The 17826-nt window shown below is 61.2% G+C and carries 16 protein-coding genes and 1 pseudogene; 7 read left to right on the forward strand and 10 right to left on the reverse strand.

Annotated features, from left to right (window positions below):
* Positions 1 to 41 precede the first annotated feature (41 nt).
* From MOD31_RS01965 to MOD31_RS01975, 3 genes are read right to left on the reverse strand one after another with little or no spacing between them, the layout of a single operon-like run.
* Entirely contained in the window at positions 42 to 1157 is a 1116-nt protein-coding gene (locus MOD31_RS01965; RefSeq protein ID WP_142938594.1) for a ribosome small subunit-dependent GTPase A, read from the reverse strand.
* Between the two features lie 2 nt (positions 1158 to 1159).
* Positions 1160 to 2542 carry a 3-phosphoshikimate 1-carboxyvinyltransferase gene (gene aroA, locus MOD31_RS01970; protein ID WP_250819720.1) on the reverse strand — a complete coding sequence of 461 codons (1383 nt, stop codon included), beginning with the start codon at positions 2540 to 2542 and terminating at the stop codon, positions 1160 to 1162.
* Positions 2543 to 2548: 6 nt separating this feature from the next.
* Positions 2549 to 3064, reverse strand: a complete 516-nt coding sequence (locus MOD31_RS01975) for a DoxX family membrane protein (protein ID WP_142938596.1) — start codon at positions 3062 to 3064, stop codon at positions 2549 to 2551.
* Between the two features lie 180 nt (positions 3065 to 3244).
* On the opposite strand from MOD31_RS01975, the gene MOD31_RS01980 reads away from it, so the two are divergent.
* Both MOD31_RS01980 and rsrA read left to right on the forward strand, forming a co-directional pair.
* On the forward strand, positions 3245 to 4042 hold the full coding sequence (locus MOD31_RS01980) for a sigma-70 family RNA polymerase sigma factor (RefSeq protein WP_142938597.1): 798 nt from the start codon (positions 3245 to 3247) through the stop codon (positions 4040 to 4042).
* On the forward strand, positions 4039 to 4299 hold the full coding sequence (gene rsrA / locus MOD31_RS01985; RefSeq protein WP_142938598.1) for a mycothiol system anti-sigma-R factor: 261 nt from the start codon (positions 4039 to 4041) through the stop codon (positions 4297 to 4299). The genes MOD31_RS01980 and rsrA overlap by 4 nt, the downstream gene beginning before the upstream one ends.
* Positions 4300 to 4418: 119 nt before the next feature.
* On the opposite strand, the gene MOD31_RS22120 is transcribed toward rsrA, so the two are convergent.
* The 6 genes and pseudogenes from MOD31_RS22120 to MOD31_RS02015 form a co-directional block, all read right to left on the reverse strand.
* Positions 4419 to 4493 carry a 50S ribosomal protein bL37 gene (locus MOD31_RS22120; protein ID WP_369299106.1) on the reverse strand — a complete coding sequence of 25 codons (75 nt, stop codon included), beginning with the start codon at positions 4491 to 4493 and terminating at the stop codon, positions 4419 to 4421.
* 113 nt (positions 4494 to 4606) lie between these two features.
* Positions 4607 to 5221 (reverse strand): PadR family transcriptional regulator, encoded by a 615-nt coding sequence (locus MOD31_RS01990; RefSeq protein WP_250819721.1) that lies wholly within the window; start codon positions 5219 to 5221, stop codon positions 4607 to 4609.
* On the reverse strand, positions 5221 to 6069 hold the full coding sequence (locus tag MOD31_RS01995) for a DUF4097 family beta strand repeat-containing protein (protein WP_250819722.1): 849 nt from the start codon (positions 6067 to 6069) through the stop codon (positions 5221 to 5223). The genes MOD31_RS01990 and MOD31_RS01995 overlap by 1 nt, the downstream gene beginning before the upstream one ends.
* 102 nt (positions 6070 to 6171) lie before the next feature.
* A pseudogene (locus MOD31_RS22125) lies at positions 6172 to 6710 on the reverse strand (serine hydrolase domain-containing protein).
* A gap of 210 nt (positions 6711 to 6920) precedes the next feature.
* Positions 6921 to 7520 (reverse strand): GDSL-type esterase/lipase family protein, encoded by a 600-nt coding sequence (locus MOD31_RS02010; protein ID WP_141282482.1) that lies wholly within the window; start codon positions 7518 to 7520, stop codon positions 6921 to 6923.
* Between the two features lie 138 nt (positions 7521 to 7658).
* On the reverse strand, positions 7659 to 11453 hold the full coding sequence (locus MOD31_RS02015) for a multifunctional oxoglutarate decarboxylase/oxoglutarate dehydrogenase thiamine pyrophosphate-binding subunit/dihydrolipoyllysine-residue succinyltransferase subunit (RefSeq protein WP_142938600.1): 3795 nt from the start codon (positions 11451 to 11453) through the stop codon (positions 7659 to 7661).
* Between the two features lie 486 nt (positions 11454 to 11939).
* Between MOD31_RS02015 and MOD31_RS02020 the strand changes: the two genes are divergently transcribed.
* The 5 genes from MOD31_RS02020 (at position 11940) to MOD31_RS02040 (ending at position 17328) form a co-directional block, all read left to right on the forward strand.
* Positions 11940 to 13292, forward strand: a complete 1353-nt coding sequence (locus MOD31_RS02020; RefSeq protein WP_142938601.1) for a hemolysin family protein — start codon at positions 11940 to 11942, stop codon at positions 13290 to 13292.
* Positions 13289 to 14359, forward strand: a complete 1071-nt coding sequence (locus tag MOD31_RS02025) for a hemolysin family protein (RefSeq protein ID WP_166840169.1) — start codon at positions 13289 to 13291, stop codon at positions 14357 to 14359. The genes MOD31_RS02020 and MOD31_RS02025 overlap by 4 nt, the downstream gene beginning before the upstream one ends.
* 107 nt (positions 14360 to 14466) lie before the next feature.
* The gene (locus MOD31_RS02030) at positions 14467 to 15468 is read left to right on the forward strand and encodes a metal ABC transporter solute-binding protein, Zn/Mn family (protein WP_250819724.1); all 1002 of its coding nucleotides are present in this window, start codon (positions 14467 to 14469) and stop codon (positions 15466 to 15468) included.
* 165 nt (positions 15469 to 15633) lie between these two features.
* Complete coding sequence (locus tag MOD31_RS02035; RefSeq protein WP_142938665.1) at positions 15634 to 16437, forward strand: metal ABC transporter ATP-binding protein; 804 nt, start codon at positions 15634 to 15636, stop codon at positions 16435 to 16437.
* A complete protein-coding gene (locus tag MOD31_RS02040; RefSeq protein WP_142938604.1) occupies positions 16438 to 17328 on the forward strand; it encodes a metal ABC transporter permease in 891 nt (296 codons plus the stop codon).
* Here the strand turns inward: MOD31_RS02040 and MOD31_RS02045 are convergent.
* The gene (locus MOD31_RS02045; protein WP_142938605.1) at positions 17325 to 17792 is read right to left on the reverse strand and encodes a Fur family transcriptional regulator; all 468 of its coding nucleotides are present in this window, start codon (positions 17790 to 17792) and stop codon (positions 17325 to 17327) included. The genes MOD31_RS02040 and MOD31_RS02045 overlap by 4 nt on opposite strands.
* Positions 17793 to 17826 lie beyond the last annotated feature (34 nt).

Below are 17826 nucleotides of genomic sequence, written 5' to 3' on the forward strand. Positions count from 1 at the left end.
CTGAATCGTTCGCCTCATTGGGGACGTGAAGCCGGTAACGATCAGTTGACGGTGCCCAGTTCCTTGGTCTCTTTCGCCTCGAGTCTTGGGTCTGCACCCAACAGGCGGCGCAGGGAGGCCAACCGTGCTACTCCTGATGGTCCTGCGTGGCCATCGTTCACCCATGCATCCAGCCCGCAATTGGTGGCGGTTGCACTGTGCTTGCAGCCGCGGTCGCAGGTTTCCGTGCCGGGCTCAAGGTCCGGGAACGAATGGAGGATCCGGTCCGGGTCCACATGCGCCAGGCCGAAGGAACGGATGCCGGGCGTATCGATAATCCAGCTGCCGGACGGGGCGTCGTCCAGCTTCAGCGCCAAGGCCGAGGATGAGGTGTGCCGGCCACGGCCCGTCACCGCATTGACTCCGCCCGTGGCGCGCTCCGCCCCCGTCAGTGCGTTAACCATGGTGGATTTGCCGACACCCGAGTGGCCCAGCATGACGGTGACTTTGCCACCTAGATGTGAGCGGAGCTGGGATACGGCGTCCTTGTCCAGCCGGGCTGAGAGTCCATCATCCGAGCGGGCATCAATGCCGCCGGCCTCGGAGTCAGCCGTACGGCTGATAATCACGGGAAAGTCCAAGCTCAGGTAATTGGCAAGGAGCTCCGCCGGATCCTTGACGTCCGCCTTGGTGATCAGCAGCAACGGCTCGATGCCGGCGTCGTATGCCGCAACCAGGGCACGATCAATAAACCCGGTGCGTGGTTCCGGGTTGGCCGCCGCAACAACCACAACAAGCTGATCGGCGTTGGCTACAACTACCCGTTCTATGGGGTCGGTATCGTCAGCGCTGCGGCGAAGAAGCGTCTTCCGCTCTTCCACCCGGACAAGCCGCGCCAAAGTGTCGGGGGACCCGGAGACGTCACCTACCAGCGCGACGAAGTCCCCTGGGACAACGGGATTTCGCCGCAGCTCACGGGCGCGGGCTGCAATCACGATCCGCTCGTTGGCGGAATCTTCGCCAACAATTGCCCGGTAGCGCCCGCGGTCCACAGTGATGATCCTGCCTATCACGGCGTCATCGTGGCTGGGGCGGTCCTTGGTGCGGGGCCTGGATCCCTTTTTGCTGGGACGGATCCGGACGTCGGATTCGTCCCAGGAACGTGCGTCACGGCCCATGGTCAGTTACTGGCCTCATCAAGATCGTCGCTGTCATCTGTTTGCTGCAACATGGCCGCCCACATCTGTGGGAATTCCGGCATGGTTTTTGACGTCGTGGCGATGTCTTCGACTTGTACGCCTTCGACGGCCAGACCAAGGATCGCGCCGGCAGTAGCCATGCGGTGGTCGGCGTAGCTGTGGACGACGCCTCCATGAAGGGCAGCCGGGCGGATCACCAAGCCATCGGCGGTTTCCTCAGCATCGCCTCCGAGGCCATTGATCTCGGCAACCAGCGCGGCAAGCCGGTCGGTTTCGTGTCCCCGGAGGTGGGCGATGCCGGTCAACCGTGAGGGCCCGTTGGCCAGGGCGCACAATGCGGCGACCGTCGGCGCCAGTTCGCTGGTTTCGTCGAAGTCGGCACCTTTGATCTCGGCCGCGCCGGTCACTGTCAGCGTTCCGTCGTCAAACGTTACTTCTGCACCCATGGCAGCCAGGATGCTCCGCCATTGATCGCCTACCTGCGTGGTGCCGGCAGGCCAATTGGGAATGCGGACGGTGCCACGTGTGGCCAGCGCCGCGGCGAGGAAGGGTCCGGCGTTGGAGAGGTCCTGTTCAATCCGTTGGTCAAAGGCCCGGATGGGGCCGGGCGAGACACGCCAGTGGTTGGGTACGGAATCGTCCACCGTGACACCCACGCTGCGGAGGACCTCCACCGTCATGATGATGTGGTCCAAGCTGGGAACGGGTTTGCCCACGTGTTCCAGATGCAGGCCCTCAACGAACCGGGCACCCACCAGCAACAACGCGGAAACGAACTGCGATGAAGCGCTGGCATCAATCACCAGGTGGCCGCCCCGAACTTCGCCGGTACCGTCCACAGCGAAGGGAAGGGACGACGGCGTCCTGCCGCCATCTGCTGCCACCGGGACTCCGAGGGCGATCAGGGCTTCGATGATGGTCCCCATGGGCCGCTTGCGGGCGTGGGGGTCGCCGTCGAAGACTGTGACGCCGTGACGCAGCGCAGCCAATGGGGGAACGAACCGCATAACGGTTCCTGCGAGCCCGCAGTCGATTGCCGTCTCAGCTCCGGGTGCAGCCGGATCCAACGGAGTAATTTCCAGGTCCGGACCGAAGTGGCCGTCGCCGGGTACCTCCTTGACGGTGGCACCCAGATGCTGGAGAGCTTGGATCATCAGTGCGGAGTCGCGCGAGTGAAGGGGAGCCCTCAACCGTGAGGGACCATCCGCCAAAGCCGCCAACACCAGGAACCGATTTGTTAGCGACTTTGAACCTGGGACCGTCACCGTTGCGTCCACTGGCCCCTTGGCGTGAGGCGCCGGCCACAAGGGCAGCGTGGTGGGGGCTTTTGCTGATTCGGTGTTAGCGGAGGTGGTGCCGGTCATGCTTCCTTATGCTCCAACTGCGTTGTCTACGGCCTTGCGAACTGCTTTGTCTGCGCGCTTGATTTGCTTGCCTGTCACTTTTTTGGCATCGGCCGCCAAGTGTTCTGCCCGCCAGGCAATGCTCGGACGGCCGTCGGTATCAACTGCGGCAAGAAGCACGCCGCCCGTGAGGGAAATGTTCTTCAGCAACTGCGCCTTGCGGGCGCTCCGGCCTTCCTTGGTGCTGATGTCGGCCGAACGCCACTCGACATAGGAGTTCAGCGCCGAAGTGATAGCGAGAACCGTGGCGGCAAAGCGTGATAGCTTCCCGAGCCCGAGCAAAGCGCCGGCGCCCAACTGTGCACCGCCGAGGACGCGCGCGAGTGTCTTTTCGTCAGCTTTGAAGGGCAGCGATTCGGAGGCGCGACGAAGGACGGGAGAGAGTTGCTTCGCAGTGTCGTCCGCGTTCCTGAGCTTGTCCAGCCCTGCGACGACGAAGCTGGACGCGAGCATGGGACGTGCGAGAAAACGGATAACAGACATGTCTTGCCTCCTGATGGCTTGCCACATTAGTTCGGTGAATGTTGTGTTCAAGGGGTGCAGTCTGATCTAGTCTTGCACTTTTGCGGAATATTTACCCGGCAGCCACCGTTGTGAACCACAGGTGCGGCGGAGACCGGACTGCGGCATGGTGTGTGCCGCCTGTTGAACGGAGTGGGTTTTTTGACTTTGGTTAAGGACCGGGTGGTGCTGCCGGAGCCTGGATATGGAATGCAGCCGGAATCGCGGCAGCTGACAGTAGACTTGGCAACGATGAGCACCACTGAACCGGCCGCAGCGGCCAAGTACCAGGCAGCCGGCGCGGATGATGACGCGACGGCGGCAAACGACGTCGATCCTGCTTCGGAAACCCCGGAACAGCGGCGGGCACGCTTTGAGCGTGACGCCATGCAGTACGTGGACCAGTTGTATTCGGCAGCCATGCGTATGGCGCGCAACCCCTCCGATGCCGAAGATCTGGTCCAAGAGGCCTACACCAAGGCGTTTTCGGCGTTCCATCAGTACAAGCCGGGAACTAATCTCAAAGCCTGGCTGTACCGGATCCTCACCAACACTTACATCAACCTTTATCGGAAGCGCCAGCGTGAGCCGCTGCAGTCCAACTCGGACACGATCGAGGATTGGCAGTTGGCCAAGGCGGAGTCGCACACTTCGGCAGGCTTACGGTCGGCAGAGACCGAAGCACTGGATCACCTCCCTGACTCCGACGTGAAGAACGCTTTGCAGTCGATTCCTGAGGAATTCCGCCTTGCGGTCTACTTCGCGGACGTTGAGGGCTACGCATACAAACAAATTTCAGAGATTATGAATACCCCGATCGGCACGGTCATGTCACGGTTGCACCGCGGCAGGAAGATGCTGCGGGATATGTTGGCGGACTATGCCGCCGAACGGGGCTTCAGGGCCCAAACCGAAGATCAGGCCGCGGCCGGAAGCAACAATCAGGAGAAAGAGAAATGAGCGACTGCCAGGGATTGGGCGATTGCGACGATACGCGAATGCAACGGATCTACGAGTACCTCGACGGCGCATTGACCCGCGAGGATCTCACTGAGATCAAGCAGCACTTGGATACCTGCGAGGAGTGCGCCGAGCAGTATGACCTTGAGTGCCTCATCCGCACCATGGTTAAGCGGTCATGCACTGAATCCGCCCCGGAGAACCTGAAAAACTCCATACTGGACCGCATCCACGCCATCAAGCCAGTGGACGCCTGATCCCGGCCGGATGCTGAAGAGCCTGATTCTTTACAGGATTGACCTTAACGTCGAAGGCCCCGGAAACCGCATGGTTTCCGGGGCCTTCGCTTTTAAGCCTGTGACGCTAAGCCGGTGGCTTAGGTGTTGGGACGCTTGCCGTGGTTCGCGCCGCCGCGCTTACGGTCACGACGCTTACGTGCACGCTTGCTCATAGCTGGCCTCCTTCAAGGATTGATACTCAATAAAGCTGCCCTCCAGTTTCGCACATCCGGGTGCTGCGCCGCGAACCGGCAGGTTTTGAGCTGCTTGGTGGCCGCCGGCGTCGTCAATGATGCAGCGTGTTCCTGATCGATATGCGGGCCTGGTCCAATACGGTGCGCACAGTTTCGAGCGTCAGGGGAGTCAGGGACTGCGAGGCGCCGTATTGGCGTAACTCGACGCGGATGTCATCCCTGAAGGACTGAACCAATAATTCCGCTTCCTTGAGCATGCGTTGACTTTCGGGAGTATGCCCCATCGTCCTGCTCCGCAAATGGGCCGAAGAAGCGCTGGTTCGTGCAGCTTCAGCAGTGGCCGCAAGATCTGCCCGCAGGCCGCGCATATTGGTGCGGATGTCCTCCCGCAGGTTGTCGGCAAGTCGCCTGACGGACGCGGAGATGGTGTCTTCGACATTGGCCAGCTCATCCCGGCGAGTATCGAGCTCAGCGCGGCCGGCGTCCGTAATGAGGTACTTGGTGCGGCGGCCTTCGGTCTCCGTGGCAACCAGGCCTTCCTCCTCCAGCTTGCCCAAGCGCGGGTAAATAGTACCGGCGCTAGGGGAGTAGGTGCCCCCAAACCGTTCGCCCAACGCCTTGATGAGCTCGTAGCCGTGCTTGGGACCGGCCTCCAGCAAGGCGAGCAGGTACAGCCGCAGGGCGCCGTGAGCGAAAACCGGAGGCATCAGAGGCCTGCTTCCCCGGGGATGGGGTGGCCGCTTTCCGGTGTGGGAGCCGATCCGTGCATGATGTAGGTCTTGCCGGAAACGGTGTTGGTCCGCACCAGCATCAGCCTGTCGTCGGGACCGACAATAGTGTGAACAGTGCTGCCTGCTTGGGCGTACATTTGGTCGTCGATCACCACGGTTCCGCTGGCCGACTTCGCCACGATGTCCAGGCCGACGTCGTGGGGCAGCCGGATGGTCAGGTCTCCGGAAACGGAGTTGGCCCCGAGGTCGTTGGTGTAGTCCTGCAGGTCAAAGCTGAGGTCGCCGCTCACGGTGCTCGCACGGACGTTCTTGAACTTGCCCGAAGCGGTGACTTCGCCTGAGACGCTCTTGGCGGTCAGGACGCCGTCGTGGTTTCTGGCGATGACCTCGCCACTGACTGTATTGACGTGCAGTTCGCCGCTGGTGCCGTCCGCCAGGACAGAACCGGACACCGTATTGAGCCGGGTGCGTCCACTGATGCCCGAGACCATTCCGTCACCGCTCACGGTACCCGCCTCAACGTCGACGCCGGATGGCAGCGCAATGCCGACGATCACCGAGTTGCTGCTGGTGTTATTGACGGTGCTCATTAAGTTGCGGAACCAGCCCTGCGGTCCCTGCAGTTGATGGCGTACTTCCAACCTTCCGTCAACAAGAGTGACCGTCAGCGGGTCGCCCGTGATCTCACTGACTTCGATGCGGACAAAAGGTTCCTGGTGCGTCACGACGTCAAAGCGGCCTTTGACAATGCCGAGTTTGAGTGAGCGCACATTCTCCACGTCAATGGTTTGGGGGTCCGTCACGGTCCATAGTTCGTCAGACATCATTCCTCCACGTTGCGATATATCGCGTTTATGTAAACACGATATATCGCATCTGCTGTGGAGGCAATGGTTCTGCGTGTGCTAATCAACGGCAGGGTGGGCCTAGGACCGGTACATCTTTCCGATGAGCGTGACGTCGTTGGGCGCGAGCGTGCCGGCGATGGCTTCCTGCTGCATGGCCTCCGGCAGCGCGGGATTAGTCATGGTCAGGACGTTGTCCCCGAAGAAGTAGCCCTGGGGGTGGGGTGCGGGAATGCTGTTGGACGAAATGTCCGGGAAGACTGTTCCTGTCATGCCCAGCGGCTCGAAGATGCGGTCCCTGAACAGTTGCCCCAAGGGTTTCCCGTCGACTTTTTCGGCGATGAGGCCTAGCAGACCGTACTGGTATTGGAGTAATGAAAACCCTGGCCGGGCGCAAAGTACGGTGGGTGCCTGTACGCCAGGGCAAGTAGTTCGTCCGGTTGCCAGGCCCTTTGCGGGTCTGTGTCCATGGCCGAATTGAGGTCAAGGGTTTCCGTGTAGTTGTACAGCCCGCTCCGCATGGTCAGCAGTTGGTCGATGGTGATGTTGTCGCCGTTGGGAACGTCGGGGCGGTGCCGGGACACCGGATCATCCAAGGAAAGCCTGCCCTCCTGGACCATCTGCAAAATGGCAGTTGTGGTCCAGGTCTTGGTGACGGAGCCCACCCGGATATGGTCCCGATGGATACTTCGCGCTGGGCGTCGCGGACACCAGTGCCGTACGAAGCCGTGAGGGCGGACCGGAACTGCAGGAAACTGTAGCGACCACTGCGGCAACAACGGCCGCGGTGAATGGTGCTCTGACAGAAACCTACACGATCCGCGTCATGGCTACTCCGGTTGGGCGATATTAAGCCACTGGAACCAGCCGCGGTGCAGGACAAGCCACGCAATCAATCCGTAGCCGGCCTGGCCCGGTGTTCCCCCATTGGCTGCGAGGTCCGTCCTCCACTGCTCATGATTGAGCAAGGGAGAGAACGTGTCAACGTAATGGTGGTTCCGCCTGGTGGTGACGTCGGCAAACGCCGTGTTCAGCTCGGCCAGACGTTTGTTGCGTGCGGGGTCCAAGGTAGGCGGCGGGCCCACCACAAAGACCTCCACGCTGCTGTGCGAAGCCCCGTCAAGGATGTTCGCAAGGTTCAGCCGGCTGCGTGCCGTGGACAGTCCAAACTCAAGGTCGCGACCCGAAAGGCCGATCACCAGTCGATTCTCATGCTGATCACTGAAGCGCCTTCCGGCTTCATCCTGCCAGCGTGCGGCGAGGCCCTCGGTGCCTTCCATGGGGCAGGGGAGCGGGAAACTTTCCACCACGACGGAATCCTGGGGTGTGCGGGCCAGGACTCTACCGAGCCAGCCCAAGGCGCGGGGATCCCCCAGGCCCGCGAGCAGTTCATCTCCTACAGCTGCGATGCGCAGCTTCCTGTCTTCCACGGCTACCTCTTCACACTCGTTACGGTCCTTGCACGGTTTGGCCGATCATCGGCCGGTTTGGGAACCGGGTCCTGTCCCATTAAACAGAACTGCCCGGCCTAAGGCGCGCACATCGCTCCTCAGGCCGGGCAGTTTCGCTTACTTGCGTTCGAACGCCTGCTTAATCAGGGTGTCCTGTTCAGCGGCGTGGCGCTTCATGGATCCGGCAGCGGTGGATGCCGAAGCCGGACGCGACACGAGGCGGAGCTTGCGGTCAAGCTCCGGTGCCAGGTTAAGGCCCATGAACGGCCAGGGACCCTGGTTGGCGGGCTCGTCTTGTGCCCACACGATGTCAGCGTTCGGGTACTTGGCGAGCTCGGCATCAATCTCTGCCTTCGGCAGCGGGTATAGCTGCTCCACGCGGATGATCGCCGTCGAGGTATCGCCGGACTTTTGACGGTTGGACAGGAGGTCGTAGTACAAACGCCCGGAGACCAGAATGACGCGGTCCACGTTGGCCGGCTGCACGTCCGGATCACCGATAACCGGCTTGAAGCCTCCGGTGGTGAAGTCCTCAACAGCCGAAGCCGCGCCCTTGAGGCGAAGCAGCTGCTTGGGGGTGAAGATGATCAACGGCTTCCGTGGGCGGCTGTAGGCCTGGCGGCGCAACAGGTGGAAGTGTGAGGCAGCAGTGGTGGGGTTGGCCACGATCATGTTGTCCTCGGCGCACATCTGCAGGAAGCGCTCAATGCGTGCCGACGAGTGGTCCGGTCCCTGGCCTTCGTAACCGTGCGGGAGCATGAGCACCAGCGAGGAGCGCTGGCCCCACTTCTGTTCCGCCGAGGAAATGAACTCGTCAATGATGGTCTGGGCGCCATTGACGAAGTCACCGAACTGGGCTTCCCAGAGGACCAGAGCATCCGGACGCTCCACAGAGTAGCCGTATTCGAAGCCCATGGCAGCGTATTCGGACAACAGGGAGTCGTAGATCCACAGCTTGGCCTGGTCGTCGGAGAGGTTGCCCAAAGGCAGCCACTCGTTGCCGTTGGCGCGGTCGTGGAACACTGCGTGACGCTGGACGAACGTGCCGCGGCGGGAGTCCTGGCCGGCCAGGCGTACGGGTACGCCTTCCATGATCAGTGAGCCAAAGGCTGCGATCTCGCCAAAGCCCCAGTCGATGCCGCCCTCACGGGACATCTGCTCACGCTTCTCCAGGAGCTGCTTGAGCTTGGAGTGAACGGTGAAGCCATCCGGAATTTCCAGGTGCGCCTTGCCGATGCGGGCAAGGGTTTCGGCGGAAATCGCTGTGGACGTGGGGGAGTTCGTCCCGAAGTCAGACTGCTGCGCAATGGGACGCTCGATGTCCGAGACAGCAGCGGAGTCCGCCGTGATGATCGGGATCGGGGAAGTCTGTGCGGCATGCGTTTCAGCGAAGACGCGCTCAAGGCGCTCCTGGTAGTCGCGGAGCAGCTGCTCAGCTTCTTCCTCGGTAATGTCTCCGCGGCCGATGAGCGACTCGGTGTACAACTTGCGAACGGAGCGCTTGGCTTCGATCAGGTTGTACATGAGCGGCTGGGTCATCGAGGGGTCGTCGCCCTCGTTGTGGCCGCGACGGCGGTAGCACACCATGTCGATGACGACGTCCTTGTGGAACCGCTGACGGAACTCGTAGGCGAGCTGCGCAACGCGCACCACGGCTTCGGGGTCGTCGCCGTTCACGTGGAACACCGGTGCCTGGATCATCTTGGCAACGTCGGTGGAGTACGTTGACGAACGCGATGACGACGGTGCGGTGGTGAAGCCAACCTGGTTGTTGACGATCACGTGAATGGTACCGCCGGTGCGGTAGCCGCGCAGTTGCGAGAGGTTGAGGGTTTCAGCCACAACACCCTGGCCCGCGAAGGCTGCGTCGCCGTGGACCATGATGGGCAGGACAGGGAAGGACTCACCCTGGTCCAGGCGGTCTTGCTTAGCGCGGACAATGCCTTCGAGGACGGAGTCAACAGCTTCCAAGTGGGACGGGTTGGCGGCGAGGTAGACCTTGGTCTGCTTGCCGTTGTCCGAGGTGAAAGTACCCTCAGTGCCGAGGTGGTACTTGACGTCACCGGAGCCCTGGACCGAGCGGGGGTCCTGGGTGCCTTCGAATTCGCGGAAGACCTGTGCGTAGGTCTTTCCTGCGATGTTGGTCAGCACGTTGAGGCGGCCACGGTGGGCCATGCCGATGGCAACTTCGTCCAGTCCGTCGTCGGCCGCGTCAGAGATGACGGCGTCGAGCAGCGGAATCAGCGACTCGCCGCCCTCGAGGGAGAAGCGCTTCTGGCCAACGAACTTGGTCTGCAGGAAGGTCTCGAAAGCCTCTGCGGCGTTGAGCTTGGAAACGATGCGCAGCTGCTCTTCGCGGCTCGGCTTGGAGTACGGGTGCTCCAGCTGATCCTGGAACCATTTGCGTTCCGCCGGCTCCTGGATGTGCATGTATTCGATGCCCGTGGTGCGGCAGTACGCGTCGCGGAGGACGCCAAGGATGTCGCGGAACTTGAGTTGTGGTTTGCCACCAAACCCGCCGGTAGGCCACTCGCGGTCCAGATCCCAGAGGGTCAGCCCGTAGGTCAGGACGTCAAGGTCCGGGTGCTTGCGCTGGACATACTCCAGGGGATCGGTGTCAGCCATCAGGTGGCCGCGCACGCGGTAGGAGTGGATCAGCTGCTGGATACGGGCAACCTTGTTGATCTCGTCTGCAGGATCAACCTGGAGGTCCGGGCTCCAACGCACGGGCTCGTACGGGATGCGCAGGGCTTCGAAGATCTCATCATAGAAGTTTTGCGCGCCAAGGAGGAGCTGGTGGACGAGCTTCAGGAACTCTCCGCTGCCTGCGCCCTGAATAACACGGTGGTCATAGGTGGAGGTCAGGGTGAGAATCTTGCTGATGGCGTTCTGGGCGATGATCTTCTCGCTGGCACCCTGGAACTCGGCCGGGTAATCAAGCGCGCCGACGCCGATGATGGCAGCCTGGCCCTTGGAAAGGCGCGGCACCGAGTGGACGGTGCCGATCCCACCGGGGTTGGTGAGGGACACCGTGGTGCCCGCGTGGTCGTCAGCAGTGAGCTTGCCGTTGCGGGCGCGCTTGATGAGGTCCTCGTAGGTGTGCCAGAACTCCGCGAAGTCCATGGTCTCGGCCTTCTTGATGTTCGGAACCATCAGGAGGCGGGTGCCATCGGGCTTGGGCATGTCAATGGCGATGCCGAAGTTGACGTGAGCCGGCTGGACGGCGCTCGGCTTGCCGTCGATTTCGTCGTAGTAGACGTTCATCGAGGGGAACTGGGAGAGCGCGCGGACAACGGCGTAACCGATGAGGTGCGTGAAGGACACCTTGCCACCGCGGGCGCGGGCAAGGTTGGAGTTGATGACAACCCGGTTGTCAATGAGCAGTTTGGCAGGAACTGCCCGGACGCTCGTGGCGGTGGGTACTTCCAGGCTGGTCACCATGTTGGTGGCGATGGCCTTGGCCGGGCCGCGGAGGACGGAAACGACGTCTTCCTCGGGTGCCGTGGGAGCTTTGGTGCTCTTGGGAAGCTGTGCCGGAATCGGCTGGGCCGTGGCACCGGCGACGGGCTTCTTTGCTCCGTCCCGGGCAACCGTGGCGGGTGCCTTCTTCGCCGGGGCGGGTGCCGCCGGTGCAGGCTCGGGGGCAGCTGCGGGAGCGGCCGGCGTCGGTGCCGGTGCCGCTGCGGGCGGAGCTACCACGGGAAGTGCTTGGGTAGGGGGATTGACAGCCGAAGCGGCTGCGGAGGATCCGTTGGAAGAAGTGCCGTCACCGGAAGCAAAGGACTCGAAGAGCGGCCACCACTTGGCGTCGACCGAATTCTTGTCCTGTTGGTACCGCTCGTACAGTTCGTCAACGAGCCACTCGTTTCCGCCAAATTCCTCTGGTAGACGGTGGCTGGGCTGCTCTGGCACTTGAAATACGCCTCTTCCATGAGTGTTGTTTTCCCGCTGGCCACAGATGCTCTCCACAATGACGGGCCAGGGTCCGGGTCCCGCGAACTCAGACCCATGTCAGTCTAGTTAGCATCGTTGGTTAACTGCCAATAGTGGTGACCTAAATCATGTTGTGGCTGACTTAATGGACATGTGCCTCTTCTTTGAAGGGTACGTGACGCCGGCAGGGCATCACTGCCCGGCTGACTGTAGACTGAAAGTCTTATGGACAGTAAATCTAGGTGCCGGCCTGGGAACTGTCGGGGGAGCCGCTCAGGCAACCCCGCACAGCGTGCCCGTCGAGCCGGCAACACCCGTTCACATGCCCATCACTCGCCGGCGCTCACTGCCGGTGGTTCTGCGGACCGTCCGTCTGCGGGACCCGACCAGCCTTCGCCCGGGCGAATCCCGGCGCAGCAGGCATTATCTCCACTGCACGCGCCCACTCTTGGAGTGATGCGCTAAGTGGAATGGATTCTCCTCCTAGCCGGTTTTGCTCTGATTCTTGGCACCGGCTTTTTCGTAGCAGTTGAGTTTTCCCTTGTTGCTTTGGACCAAGCCAGCGTTCAGCGCGCGGTGGATAATGGCGACCACGCCGCCGCCCCGCTGTTGAAGTGCCTCAAGTCCCTCTCCACCCAGCTTTCCAGCTGCCAGTTGGGCATTACGCTCACCACCTTGCTGACAGGTTTCGTGATGGAACCGTCGCTGGGGCAGCTTCTCCTGGGACCATTGGGTGCGGTGGGCATCCCTGCCGAGGTCACCCATTCCGTGGCGTTGATCCTTGCCATGGTGATCGCAACCCTGTTGTCCATGCTGATTGGCGAACTGGTCCCCAAGAACATGGCCATTGCTCTCGCTTTTCCGTTAGGTAAGCGCCTGGCGCGCCCCCAATTGATGTTCACAGCTGTCTTCAAGCCCGCAATCGTGGTGCTGAATGGATTCTCGAACAAGGTGTTGAACCTGTTCGGTCTTGAAGCCAAGGAAGAGATCTCAGGGGCAAGGACACCTGCAGAACTCGCTTCCTTGGTACGGCGCTCCGCCGAGTTGGGGACATTGGATGCCGGCACGGCCAACTTTGTTGCCCGCACCTTGAACTTTTCCGGTCGCACTGCGGCGGACGTCATGACGCCACGCATCCGCATGGAAACGATCGACGCCGACCAGCCTGTATCCGATGTCCTGGATGCTGCGCGACGGACCGGATACTCCCGATTCCCTGTCATTGGTGATTCCACCGATGACATCCGCGGCGTGGTCCACGTCAAGAAGGCGGTAGCCGTCCCCGCTGAGCGCCGGGCCAAGCTCGAGGCCGGTGCCATCATGACGGATGTCCTGCAGGTCCCGGAGACGATCCACTTGGATGCGCTCCTGTCCGAGTTGCGGGAAGGCAACCTCCAACTGGCGGTTGTACTCGATGAATACGGCGGAACCGCAGGAATCACCACGCTGGAGGACCTTGTGGAAGAAATCGTCGGGGAAGTTGCTGACGAACACGACAAAGTCCGGCCGGGAGTGCTGCAGAGTGCATCCGGCGATTGGTACTTTCCGGGCTTGCTGAGGCCGGACGAGGTATCCGAGCAGATACCCAACCTCACTGTCCCCGACGAATCGGCCTACGAGACCGTGGGCGGGTACGTCATGAGCCAACTGGGGCGCATCGCAAGGACTGGCGACGTCGTCGAAACCGTCGGCGGGACGCTGACTGTGACCAGGATGGACGGCCGAAGGATCGACAGGATCTGTTTCCATCACGTGGAGACGGACATGTCGGATGCTGCGGATGCCGAAAATCCGCGCCGTGAAGCAGGTGCCCTATGAATGACTGGGTAGGAATCGTCTGGCTTGTGGTGCTTCTGATTGGCAACGCCTTCTTTGTTGGCGCTGAATTCGCGGTCATGTCCGCGCGTCGAAGCCAGATTGAGCCGTTGGCACAAGCCGGGTCCAAGCGCGCGCAAACAACACTGCGTGCAATGGAAAACGTCTCGCTGATGCTCGCCTGTGCGCAACTTGGCATTACCGTCTGCTCGCTCCTGATCCTTCAGGTTGCGGAGCCGGCCATCCACCATCTGTTGGCGGAGCCCCTTGAGCTGGTTGGTGTTCCGGTTGAATTGGCAGACATCATCGCGTTTGCCATCGCTTTGCTGTTCGTCACGTTCCTGCACGTTACCTTTGGCGAAATGGTGCCCAAGAACATCTCGGTTTCCGTTGCAGACAAGGCGGCTCTCTTGTTGGCGCCGCCGCTGATGTTCATAGCCCGGGTGGTGAACCCGGTGATCTGGTCATTGAACTGGCTCGCCAACCACATCCTGCGGCTGATGAAAATTGAACCCAAGGATGAAGTGTCCTCTTCCTTTACGCTTGAGGAAGTCCAGTCGATCGTCCAGGAGTCCACGCGCCATGGGTTGGTGGACGATGAAGCGGGTCTTTTGAGCGGTGCTCTGGAATTTTCCGAACACACTGCTTCGCACATCATGGTTCCCTTGGACAAGCTGGTGGTCCTGAAGACAGCATCCACTCCCGTGGATTTGGAGAAGGCGGTCAGCCGCACCGGTTTCTCACGGTTCCCGATGGTTGACGACGACGGCGAACTCGCCGGGTACCTCCACGTGAAGGACATCCTGTCCATTCCGGACGAGGGCAGGAAACACCCGATTGCCGAGGGCAGGATACGGTCATTGGCCAACCTGGCTCCGGACGACGAGATCGAGCAGGCATTGTCCGTCATGCAGCGAACGGGTTCGCACTTGGCCCGTGTAGTGGGTTCGGGCGGGGAGACCCAGGGCGTGTTGTTCTTGGAGGACGTCATTGAGCAGTTAGTGGGTGAGATCCGCGATGCTACACAGGCAACCGGCATTCGCCGTTATGGCGGTCAGCAGGTGCAGTAGGAAGCGGTAGATCCCTCTGGCGTCGCCTGGTTCAAGGTGACGCCAGAGCCTTCTAAATAGGAATCATTCCCATTTGGGGCTACACTGAAATCTCCCAGTAATTGTGTTTGATTCTCATTTTGAGTAGATCCGAGGTCTTCGTGCGTCGTTCCGCCACCCGCCTGTCCGTGGCCGCTTCTGCAGCTCTGTCCGCCCTACTGCTGTCGTCCTGTGCCGGGACCGCCGGAGCGAACAATGATCCCACAACAGGCGCCATTGAAGTTGTCACCTCTACCAATGTCTACGGGGATGTCGTGAAGGCTGTCGGCGGGGACAAAGTCAACGTGAACGCCATCATCACCAAGACCAGCCAGGACCCGCACTCATACGAGGCAAGCGCCCAGGACAAGCTGGTGATTTCCAAAGCCAAGCTCGTAGTGGAGAACGGCGGTGGCTATGACGAGTTCCTCCACAAGATTGCTGATGAGACGAAAGTCGGCCACGAGAACATGATCAGCGCCGTCGAGATTTCAGGCCTTGCTCCGGAAGAGGAGGGCCACAGCGAAGAAGCGCACAGCGAAGAGGGCCACACCCACAACCACGGAGACTTTAACGAGCACGTTTGGTACAGCCTGGACACCATGGGCAAGGTTGCCGACGCGGTGGCCGCCAAGCTGGGCAGCCTTGACGCGGGATCGGCCTCCACCTTCACGGCTAATGCGGAGACATTCAAGGCAAAGCTCTCAGAATTGACGGGCAAGCTTGACGAGATCAAGGCCAGCAATGAGCACGCCCCCGTGGCCGTCACTGAACCCGTTCCGCTGTACCTCCTCGAAGCTGCAGGCTTGGAAAACAAGACGCCGGAAGCCTACAGCGCGGCAATCGAAGAAGAGACCGATGTCCCGGCTGCGGTACTGAAGGAAACCACAGATCTGGTCAGTGCCAAATCGGTCCGGTTCCTGGCGTACAACGAGCAGACGGAGGGGCCGCAGACCGAGTCGGTCAAGCGGGCTGCGGAAGCGGCCGGGGTACCTGTTGTGAACTTCACTGAAACGCTGCCGGACGGGAAAGACTACCTCCAGTGGATGACGGACAACGTGGAATCAGTCACCGCCGCACTCAAGAAGTAGCGTTCCCTGCACCCGTTATGGGGTGAAGGGCCCCGCCGGCGTCCTAAGATATTCAGGATGGCTGCGGGGCCTTTTGCTTGCCACCAGCCTGGTGGCCAATACCAGCGGCACAACAACTGCGTTCCACGGAATGCATGGATATGAGGATAACTTTTGACACCGGTAGTGAGCCTCCGCGGAGCCAGCCTGCAGTTCGGCAAGCGGACACTCTGGCGGGACCTGGACCTGGACATCAACCCGGGTGAGTTCTTCGCTGTCCTTGGTCCAAATGGCAGCGGCAAGACCAGCTTCCTGAAAGTTCTGCTCGGATTGCAGGAACTGCATTCCGGAACCGTGTCCCTGGGTGGGCACCCGGTGGAGCGGGGAAGCAAGAAAATCGGCTATATACCCCAGCAAAAATCGTTTGCCCCTGACACCCCGCTTCGCGCCCGTGACCTGGTGGGGCTGGGGATCGATGGGCACCGCTGGGGAATGCGGTTTGCATCCGGCAAAGTCAACGAGCGGATCGACCAGCTGCTGGAGCAGGTGGGCGCATCGGACTACGCCAGGGTGCCGGTTGGACAGTTATCCGGCGGCGAGCAGCAACGTCTCAGGGTGGCGCAGGCCTTGGCGACCGAGCCGCAGGTTCTCCTCTGCGATGAGCCACTGCTTTCCCTGGACCTGCATCATCAACAGGGCGTCAGTTCACTCATCAACAAGCAATGCCATGAGCGGAACAGCGCCGTGGTCTTCGTGACCCACGAAATCAACCCTGTGATCGACTACGTGGATCGTGTGCTCTACCTGGCCGGTGGAAAGTTCCGTGTCGGAACTCCGCAGGAGGTCATGACCACGGAAGTACTCTCCGAACTGTACGACAGCCACGTGGAAGTCATTCACGCCAATGGAAGGATCGTGGTGGTGGGTCTTCCCGACGCAACCACCCACTTCCATGACGAAGCCCACGCAACCACCGGGGAGGAGTTCTAGATGGACGTCGAGAGCATCCTGCAGACCATTTTCAATTTTGAGAATTATGGTGAATTGCTGGTTCTCGTCCAGAATTCCATCTGGGCGGGTGCCGTACTGGGGCTTCTGGGCGGGTTGGTGGGTACGTTCGTGATGAAACGGGACCTGGCTTTCGCGGTCCACGGCATCTCCGAACTGTCCTTCGCCGGTGCTGCCTTCGCCCTGCTGATCGGAGCCGACATCATTTTCGGCTCCCTGATTGGCTCTGTGGCCGCGGCTGTACTCCTGGGCTTCATGGGAGTAAGGGCACGCGACAAGAACTCGATTATTGGTGTGATTATGCCGTTCGGGCTGGGCCTGGGCATTTTGTTCCTGGCGCTCTATGAGGGTCGCGCGGCAAATAAGTTCGGTCTGCTGACAGGTCAGATCGTGTCCGTTGATACGGTGCAACTGCAGGTGCTTGCCGGCACGGCTGTGGTGGTGATGATTGCTTTGGCGGCAATCTGGCGTCCACTGAGCTTCGCCAGCGTGGACCCTGAAATGGCAGAAGCGAGGGGTGTGCCGGTTCGTGGCCTTGCCATCGCTTTCATGGTGCTGCTGGGTGTCAGTGTGGCGTTGTCCATCCAGATCGTGGGCGCGCTCTTGGTCCTCGCCTTGCTGATCACCCCTGCAGCTGCCGCGCTGAGGGTGACTACATCACCCCGTTTGGTAGTGCTGCTGAGTGTGCTTTTCGCGATGACGGCCACAGTGGGTGGAATTCTTTTGGCTTTGGGCAGCCGCCTCCCCATCAGCCCGTATGTCACCACGCTGTCCTTCCTGATTTACGTGGTGTGCCGGATCATCGGCAGGGTCCGCGCTAACAGGGGCCTTAATGGCCGCGTATCACGGGACCAGCCGGCGGGAGCGCTCTAAAGCTTGCCGGCTGCCTTTTTGGCTGTGCATTCGGGGCACAACCCGAAGATTTCCACTGTGTGGGCAACCTCGGTGAAGCCGTGTTCAGTTGCCGTCCGGGCAGCCCAGGTCTCGACGGCGGGTGCCTCCACTTCTTCTGCCTTACCGCAGTTGCGGCAGAGCAGGTGGTGGTGGTGTCCGGTGACCGCGCAGCGCCGGTAGACGGCTTCACCGTCGCCGTTTCGAAGGACATCAATGAGGCCGTCGTCGGCCAGGGACTGCAGAATCCGGTAGGCCGTGGCAAGCGACACGGAGATGCCTTTGTTCTGCAGCAGCCGGTAAAGCTCTTGAGTGCTCACGAAGTCATCCAATTCGTCCAGGGCGGCGCTGACGGCCAAGCGCTGCTTGGTGACGCGCTGCTCCCTGACACCGCTGGTGGCCGGCGCTGCGTTGCCGGTCGTGGCCGAATTGGTGCCCTGTGGCATTGAAAGACTCACTTCCCTGGGGATGTTGGCAAAG

It is taken from the genome of Paenarthrobacter sp. TYUT067 (assembly GCF_023656375.1).
Taxonomy (GTDB): Bacteria; Actinomycetota; Actinomycetes; order Actinomycetales; family Micrococcaceae; genus Arthrobacter.

What these genes read in the sequence shown, in the direction of transcription:
- MOD31_RS02040 (WP_142938604.1), top strand. Translation starts at nt 16,438, where the DNA reads ATGGACGTCGAGAGCATCCTGCAGACCATTTTCAATTTTGAGAATTAT.
- MOD31_RS01995 (WP_250819722.1), bottom strand. Translation starts at nt 6,069, where the DNA reads ATGTCTGACGAACTATGGACCGTGACGGACCCCCAAACCATTGACGTG.
- aroA (WP_250819720.1), bottom strand. Translation starts at nt 2,542, where the DNA reads ATGACCGGCACCACCTCCGCTAACACCGAATCAGCAAAAGCCCCCACC.
- MOD31_RS01990 (WP_250819721.1), bottom strand. Translation starts at nt 5,221, where the DNA reads ATGCCTCCGGTTTTCGCTCACGGCGCCCTGCGGCTGTACCTGCTCGCC.
- MOD31_RS01965 (WP_142938594.1), bottom strand. Translation starts at nt 1,157, where the DNA reads ATGGGCCGTGACGCACGTTCCTGGGACGAATCCGACGTCCGGATCCGT.
- MOD31_RS02025 (WP_166840169.1), top strand. Translation starts at nt 13,289, where the DNA reads ATGAATGACTGGGTAGGAATCGTCTGGCTTGTGGTGCTTCTGATTGGC.
- rsrA (WP_142938598.1), top strand. Translation starts at nt 4,039, where the DNA reads ATGAGCGACTGCCAGGGATTGGGCGATTGCGACGATACGCGAATGCAA.
- MOD31_RS01975 (WP_142938596.1), bottom strand. Translation starts at nt 3,064, where the DNA reads ATGTCTGTTATCCGTTTTCTCGCACGTCCCATGCTCGCGTCCAGCTTC.
- MOD31_RS02045 (WP_142938605.1), bottom strand. Translation starts at nt 17,792, where the DNA reads ATGCCACAGGGCACCAATTCGGCCACGACCGGCAACGCAGCGCCGGCC.